The following is a 7,681-nucleotide window of genomic DNA, read 5'->3' as shown; positions in this document are numbered from 1 at the left end:
ATGCTTCGCGCAGTATCTGATCGAACACGAAAGTGAAAGAAAAGATGGTTATAGAGATTAATAAATAAGAAGATTGCAGGATCTTGGTTTATTAACCTCTGTGATTAATCACAGTTTAATGTAGCTGACGAGGTTACATTAATTCATTAACAGATTGAGAATTGAGTCTGAAATAAATTGTTCACTCAATAACAAAGAGAGAAGAAGTCATTCTGATCTTAGAGTTAATTGAGAACTAGCAAATTAACTGAATCAAGCGTTTTGGTATATGAATTTAGATTGAAGCTGTACGGTGCTTAAGTGCACAGTACTTCAAACTGTAATGTTGGTAATACTACTTGTAGGTATTAACGACTGTTTGGGGTTGTATAGTCAAGTAATTAAGTGCATGTGGTGGATGCCTTGGCAGTCAGAGGCGAAGAAAGACGTGATAGCCTGCGAAAAGCTCCGGGGAGGCGGCAAATATCCATTGATCCGGAGATGTCTGAATGGGGGAACCCACCTACTATAAGGTAGGTATCAATAACTGAATACATAGGTTATTGAAGCGAACGAGGGGAAGTGAAACATCTCAGTACCCTTAGGAAAAGAAATCAATTGAGATTCCCTTAGTAGCGGCGAGCGAACGGGGATCAGCCCATTAAGTGATGTGTGTTTTAGCGGAACGCTCTGGGAAGTGCGACCGTAGAGGGTGATAGTCCCGTACACGAAAGGGCACACATCATGATGACGAGTAGGGCGAGGCACGTGAAACCTTGTCTGAATATGGGGGGACCATCCTCCAAGGCTAAATACTCCTGACTGACCGATAGTGAACCAGTACCGTGAGGGAAAGGCGAAAAGAACCCCTGTGAGGGGAGTGAAATAGATCCTGAAACCGCATGCATACAAGCAGTGGGAGCCGACTTGTTCGGTGACTGCGTACCTTTTGTATAATGGGTCAGCGACTTATATTCAGTAGCAAGGTTAACCGCATAGGGGAGCCGTAGAGAAATCGAGTCTTAATAGGGCGTTTAGTTGCTGGGTATAGACCCGAAACCAGGCGATCTATCCATGAGCAGGTTGAAGGTTGGGTAACACTAACTGGAGGACCGAACCCACTGTCGTTGAAAAGCCAGGGGATGACTTGTGGATAGGGGTGAAAGGCTAATCAAGCCTGGTGATAGCTGGTTCTCCCCGAAAGCTATTTAGGTAGCGCCTCGGACGAATACCATAGGGGGTAGAGCACTGTTTCGGCTAGGGGGTCATCCCGACTTACCAAACCGATGCAAACTCCGAATACCTATGAGTACTATCCGGGAGACAGACTGCGGGTGCTAACGTCCGTAGTCAAGAGGAAAACAATCCAGACCGCCAGCTAAGGCCCCAAAATCATAGTTAAGTGGGAAACGATGTGGGAAGGCATAGACAGCTAGGAGGTTGGCTTAGAAGCAGCCACCCTTTAAAGAAAGCGTAATAGCTCACTAGTCGAGTCGGCCTGCGCGGAAGATGTAACGGGGCTAAAACTATGTGCCGAAGCTGCGGATGTAACTTTAGAGTTACGTGGTAGGGGAGCGTTCTGTAAGCCGATGAAGGTGTGTTGAGAAGCATGCTGGAGGTATCAGAAGTGCGAATGCTGACGTGAGTAACGACAAAACGGGTGAAAAACCCGTTCGCCGAAAGACCAAGGGTTCCAGTCCAACGTTAATCGGGGCTGGGTGAGTCGACCCCTAAGGCGAGGCCGAAAGGCGTAGTCGATGGGAAATTGGTTAATATTCCAATACTTCTGTGTAATGCGATGAGAGGACGGAGAAGGTTAAGTCAGCCTGGCGTTGGTTGTCCAGGTGGAAGACAGTAGGCATGCATCTTAGGCAAATCCGGGGTGCTCTATGCTGAGAGTCGATATCAAGCTGTACTTGTACAGTGAAGTGGCTGATACCATACTTCCAAGAAAAGTCTCTAAGCTTCAGTTACACAGGAATCGTACCCGAAACCGACACAGGTGGTCAGGTCGAGTAGACCAAGGCGCTTGAGAGAACTCTGCTGAAGGAACTAGGCAAAATGGTACCGTAACTTCGGGAGAAGGTACGCTGCTGAGGGTGATGGGACTTGCTCCCTGAGCGCTTGGCAGCCGCAGAAACCAGGCCGCTGCAACTGTTTATTAAAAACATAGCACTCTGCAAACACGAAAGTGGACGTATAGGGTGTGATGCCTGCCCGGTGCTGGAAGGTTAATTGATGGGGTTAGCGTAAGCGAAGCTCTTGATCGAAGCCCCAGTAAACGGCGGCCGTAACTATAACGGTCCTAAGGTAGCGAAATTCCTTGTCGGGTAAGTTCCGACCTGCACGAATGGCATAATGATGGCGGCGCTGTCTCCAGCAGAGGCTCAGTGAAATCGAAATCGCTGTGAAGATGCAGTGTACCCGCGGCTAGACGGAAAGACCCCGTGAACCTTTACTGCAGCTTGACATTGAACTTTGACCTTACTTGTGTAGGATAGGTGGGAGGCTATGAAGATGTGACGCCAGTTACATTGGAGCCATCCTTGAAATACCACCCTGGTAATGTTGAGGTTCTAACTCTGCCCCGTAATCCGGGGCGAGGACCATGTCTGGTGGGTAGTTTGACTGGGGCGGTCTCCTCCTAAAGAGTAACGGAGGAGTACGAAGGTGCGCTCAGCGTGGTCGGAAATCACGCGTAGAGTATAAAGGCAAAAGCGCGCTTAACTGCGAGACCCACAAGTCGAGCAGGTACGAAAGTAGGTCTTAGTGATCCGGTGGTTCTGTATGGAAGGGCCATCGCTCAACGGATAAAAGGTACTCTGGGGATAACAGGCTGATACCGCCCAAGAGTTCATATCGACGGCGGTGTTTGGCACCTCGATGTCGGCTCATCTCATCCTGGGGCTGAAGCAGGTCCCAAGGGTATGGCTGTTCGCCATTTAAAGAGGTACGCGAGCTGGGTTTAGAACGTCGTGAGACAGTTCGGTCCCTATCTACCGTGGGCGCTGGAAATTTGAGAGGATCTGCTCCTAGTACGAGAGGACCAGAGTGGACGAACCTCTGGTGTACCGGTTGTGACGCCAGTCGCATCGCCGGGTAGCTATGTTCGGAAGGGATAACCGCTGAAAGCATCTAAGCGGGAAGCCTACCTCAAGATAAGATTTCCCTGTGACTATATGTCACCTAAAGAGCCGTTCAAGACTAGGACGTTGATAGGTTGGATGTGGAAGCATAGTGATATGTGAAGCTGACCAATACTAATTGCTCGTGAGGCTTGACTATACAACACCCAAACAGTTGTTGTATTCAAGATAAATTCGATACGAAAACTTGATTTAGTCAATAAACTAGTTACAATACCGACTCAATTTCCAATCCGTTAATAACTCTTTGGTTCGTAAGTAAGGCATACATTATTAAGTAATGTGAATAAGACCCCAAAGCACCACAACAGTTTGCTGGCGACAATAGCAAGAGTGAACCACCTGATCCCTTCCCGAACTCAGAAGTGAAACCTCTTCGCGCTGATGGTAGTGTGGCGTTAGCCATGTGAGAGTAAGTCATCGCCAGCTTTTAAATCTAAGGCACCCCCTGATCAAAAGATCAGGGGGTGCTTTTTATAAATAAAATAGATGCAATAAATAGAAAATCAAAGAAACTAACTGGTTGTTAATTCCTGAACGATAGCTTGGTTAAAGTATGGAATATCATCGGGATTACGTGAGCTAATCAATACCCAGCCTCCCGTGTTACATCGATGTACAGTTTCATCTACCCAGTTCGCACCTGCATTTTCAGGCTAGAGATCATACTTTAAATTGATTCAGCTTGATTTAATTTGCCGACGAGCATGTTTAAATGCGGTACGTAAGCCTTCTTCTAGCGTTGGATGATAATAAGGTTGTTCTAAGATCTCATCTAATGTGATTTCCTGTTGAATCATCCAGCAAAGTAAATGAGCCAAATGTTCTGCTGAATGTACAAATAATTCTGCCCCAAGTAGTTTTTGTGTTTTTTTATCTAAATAGACTTCGGCACCACCTCTATTTTTCCCTAATACTAATGCACGGCCTTGTTTCTCATAAGAAACGTAACCTGTCACAAAATCAATATTTTTATCTTGTAACTGACGATAGCTTTGCCCAGCAATAGCCATTTCAGGAGAGCAGAAAACTATACCTAAGGGCGTTAAATTTTTGATATTTTTGGTTTTGGGATAGTGTAGACAGTTATGTACTAATTTCCGCCCTTCATGCGCTGCCTCATGTTGAAGAGGGGTATCTGTATAAGCATCACCAGCAATAAATATGGGTAATTTACCTAATTGCTTTGTTTCTGGATGAATAGGAAGTTTTTTCACATCAGAAAATTGTGGATCAATTTTATTCAAATTTAGTGAATCTAATAAACTGGAACGCCCCGTGGCGTTAAGTAAATAATCAAACTTTTCTGTTTGTTCTGTTCCATTGTATTTGAAATTTAACTCAACTTGATGATCAGTTAACTTTACAGAATTAGGCAATGTTTCAAAGTAAATATTTAACTCTGTAGAAAGTTGTTGTTGTGCCAATTGTTGTAAATTTGGACTAGTTAGAATACCAACGCGTTTGCTACGCGCAAAAATAGCCGTTTTAGCACCGAGTCTTGAAAAGGCTTGGGCTAACTCGATCGCAATGACGCCACTACCGATGACTGCTAAAGAGCATGGAAGTTTTTTAAGCTCAAATATTTCATCTGATGTTATAAATTTTTCTTTTAAAAGATCTTTCCATTCCTGACTAGTGGCTGGTCTTGAGCCTACAGCAAGTATGAAAGATTTTGCCTGATAGTGTTTTCCATTGACTTCGATAGTGTATGAATTCATAAAAGTTGCTTTACCTGATAGCCGATGGTTTTTTGGCCAACTTTGTACATCTTTTATAGTCGCAGTAGTAAAACGATCTCTTAATGCGCGAACATGGGACATGACATGGGAAGTGTCAAATGAGGATTCAACTGAAATACCAACCTGATTAATGTGTTGACTATCATACATTCGATTGGCTGATGAAATGAGTACTTTACTTGGCATACAACCAACGCGGGCACAGGTCGTATCCCATGGGCCATCGTTAACGATTAAAATATTCTGGGTATATTTAACTGCTTCTTTATATGCACTGATACCTGCTGTACCTGCACCGATAATGATGAGATCGTACATATTCAATCCGTTTGAGTATTGTCTTATATTAAAATATTTCAGTTGCAATAATATATTAAGAAAATTACATGTTTTTTTAATTTTCTTAATAAAAAGATTTATTAAATTATGTCAGGATTAGATTGATAAATTATGTTAATTTGAGTAAATTTTCGTATAAAAGGTCATCCATGTTTTTTGGTGGCAAAATATATTATATAAAATGGAAAATACTATGACTTATTTAGCTAATTTGAGAAAATTAGGGGTTAAATCGACAGTTTTAGGATCATCTTTAGCATTAGTTGCTTGTGGTGGTGGCGGTAGTGATGGTTATTATGGTGGAAGCAGCAATTCAAGCAATAATAATTCAAGTAACAACAATAGTAATAATTCCTCAACTGATAGCTCTACTGTAGCTGAAAGTATTGATATTAAGTTAAAAGATACTAGTGGTGCTACTATACAACAGGCAAATGATAATTCCGTTGTACAAATTGCGGTGCAGGTTCTGAATGCCGATAAAGGTGGAATCGCTAATAAGCAGGTAAGATTAGCAATTTCAGATAGTGATAATCTAGGTGTTACCAGTAAGACTTCTTTAGTTACGACAGGTGACAACGGTTTTGCGATATTTGAAGTCAGTATTCCGACTCTCATTGCGTCGTCTGGTAAGGTGCAATTAACGGCTGTCGTGGATGGTACTACTATCAAGCAAAGCTATACCTTAAATATTAAGAAAACCAGTACTATTGTTAGTGATTATAATCTTAATATTCAACAAGGCGTAGTATTAAATTTACCTAAAGGTTCAGCAGATATTACTGCAATAGTGACAGATAAAAATGGCGGTGTAAAAGCAGGTGAGTCGATCACTTTAACACTTCCACAAGAAATGCAAGGGAAATTTTCTATCTCAACTGGCTCTAATATCAGTACAGATAGTCAAGGAAAGGCAAAATTTACCATTGTTGCAAATTCTGACTTGAGTTCTGATGATATTCAAAAATTTGTATCTACATCACAATCTTTAAGCTTTAAACTGATTGATGAAAATAAAGCAGAAAAAACAGTCTCTGGATCTATTACTTTTAAGGATACTTCCCAAGTTGTCCAAAAACTTGAGTTAATTAAAGCAGATGCTCCAATTGTTGCACAAAATGGAACAACGACTGTTAAAGTACGTGCCAAAAACAGTAATGATGTAGCTCTTGCGAATAAAAAAGTTAAACTTGTATTCACGGATAAAAGTGATGCGTATGGGGTGACTATTGATCAAACTGAAGCAGTCACTGATGCAAATGGCTATGCTGTATTTACATTAAAAGCAAATTCAAGTTATCCAGTTGCTTTAACTCAACAGGGCATTAATTTAAAAGCAATATATTCAGATAACTCTGAAATCTTTGCCCAAGATACGATCAGCGTTATTACGGCAGATACCAGTGCAACTGATCAATTGGCTTTGCAACGTTTAGAAATTGCATCTTCATATACGGTTAATGCACAAAATGATACCGTTACAATTCGAGTTAAAGGTATTAATAACAAGGGTGAGGCGGCAACTAAAGGAAAACTAACTTTAAATTTAAATAACGAAGCAAATGCAAACGGGGTTGGTTTTGATGGTAGTTCTGAAAGAGATTTTAGTGCTTCGGTCGAAGGATATATTACTTACACTTTACATACTAATGCTAAGACAGATGCAGCCGTAGCAGCATTAGTTGCAGCTGGCATTACTGCAACATTCAAAACCGATAACGATATTAGTCAAAGTATTAAGATTGAAGTTAAAGCGAAAGCACAGGCTGATGATGAGGTTAGGTACTTATCATTTGATCCTGTAAAAGCATTTGATTATTCACAAAATCAAAATATTACGATTACAGTCCAAGCTAATGGAACCAAGGATGATGGTGGTCTATCTGGGCAAACTATTTCTTTAAAACGTATGGGCTTATCTGATCAACAACTAGATGCTTTAGGATTAAAAGCGGATGGTTCACTAATACAGACAACAAATGCTGAAGGTTATGCAACCTTTAAATTTAAATATACCTATGCTGGTACAGATGAACAAAAGCAATTAGCATTAGCAGGTGTAAAACTGTTGGCTACAGCTGCAAATGGGAAAACACAAACGCTATCTTTAAACTTTAAAGAGCCAACAGCATCATCAGAAATTGCACTTGAATCCTTAAATATTGATACTGATGGCATTAAAACATTAGAAGTTAATAAAACAACAACATTAATAGTGAAAGTAAATGCTATTGGAACTGATGGTAAAGCATTTGCAAATAAAGGTATTGGTTTGGGCATAAATACTGCACCTTTGCAAAATGGTGCTGTTATTGCAAATGCAACTCAAGTTACCGATACAAATGGACAAGCAATTTTTACAATTAATGTAACACCTAAAAATACTAAAGAAATAGAGAATCTGATTGCAAATGGTTTAACGATTGTTGCTCAGGCTTCTGGTTCAACAATTTCGGGACTGTTCTAAATTTTGTG

The 7,681-nt window shown here is 41.2% G+C and carries 1 protein-coding gene, 2 rRNA genes and 2 pseudogenes; 3 read left to right on the top strand and 2 right to left on the bottom strand.

The window, feature by feature from the left end:
* Positions 1–370 precede the first annotated feature (370 nt).
* Both F944_RS12635 and rrf read left to right on the top strand, forming a co-directional pair.
* Positions 371–3,264: ribosomal RNA gene (locus tag F944_RS12635) — 23S ribosomal RNA — on the top strand.
* Between the two features lie 175 nt (positions 3,265–3,439).
* Positions 3,440–3,554, top strand: a 5S ribosomal RNA gene (gene rrf, locus F944_RS12630).
* Between the two features lie 86 nt (positions 3,555–3,640).
* Here rrf and F944_RS17480 read toward each other — a convergent pair.
* A pseudogene (locus F944_RS17480) lies at positions 3,641–3,778 on the bottom strand (protease); the annotation flags it as partial.
* Between the two features lie 27 nt (positions 3,779–3,805).
* On the bottom strand, positions 3,806–5,185 hold the full coding sequence (locus tag F944_RS12625; RefSeq protein ID WP_004991237.1) for a dihydrolipoyl dehydrogenase: 1,380 nt from the start codon (positions 5,183–5,185) through the stop codon (positions 3,806–3,808).
* A gap of 214 nt (positions 5,186–5,399) precedes the next feature.
* Here F944_RS12625 and F944_RS12620 point away from each other — a divergent pair.
* Positions 5,400–7,661: pseudogene (locus F944_RS12620) on the top strand (hypothetical protein); the annotation flags it as partial.
* Between the last annotated feature and the right edge of the window lie 20 nt (positions 7,662–7,681).

The sequence above is a fragment of the Acinetobacter ursingii DSM 16037 = CIP 107286 genome (genome assembly GCF_000368825.1).
GTDB classification, from domain to species: domain Bacteria; phylum Pseudomonadota; class Gammaproteobacteria; order Pseudomonadales; family Moraxellaceae; genus Acinetobacter; species Acinetobacter ursingii.
This window is presented reverse-complemented; position numbering and strand designations above follow the sequence as displayed.

What these genes read in the sequence shown, in the direction of transcription:
- F944_RS12625 (WP_004991237.1), bottom strand. Translation starts at nt 5,185, where the DNA reads ATGTACGATCTCATCATTATCGGTGCAGGTACAGCAGGTATCAGTGCA.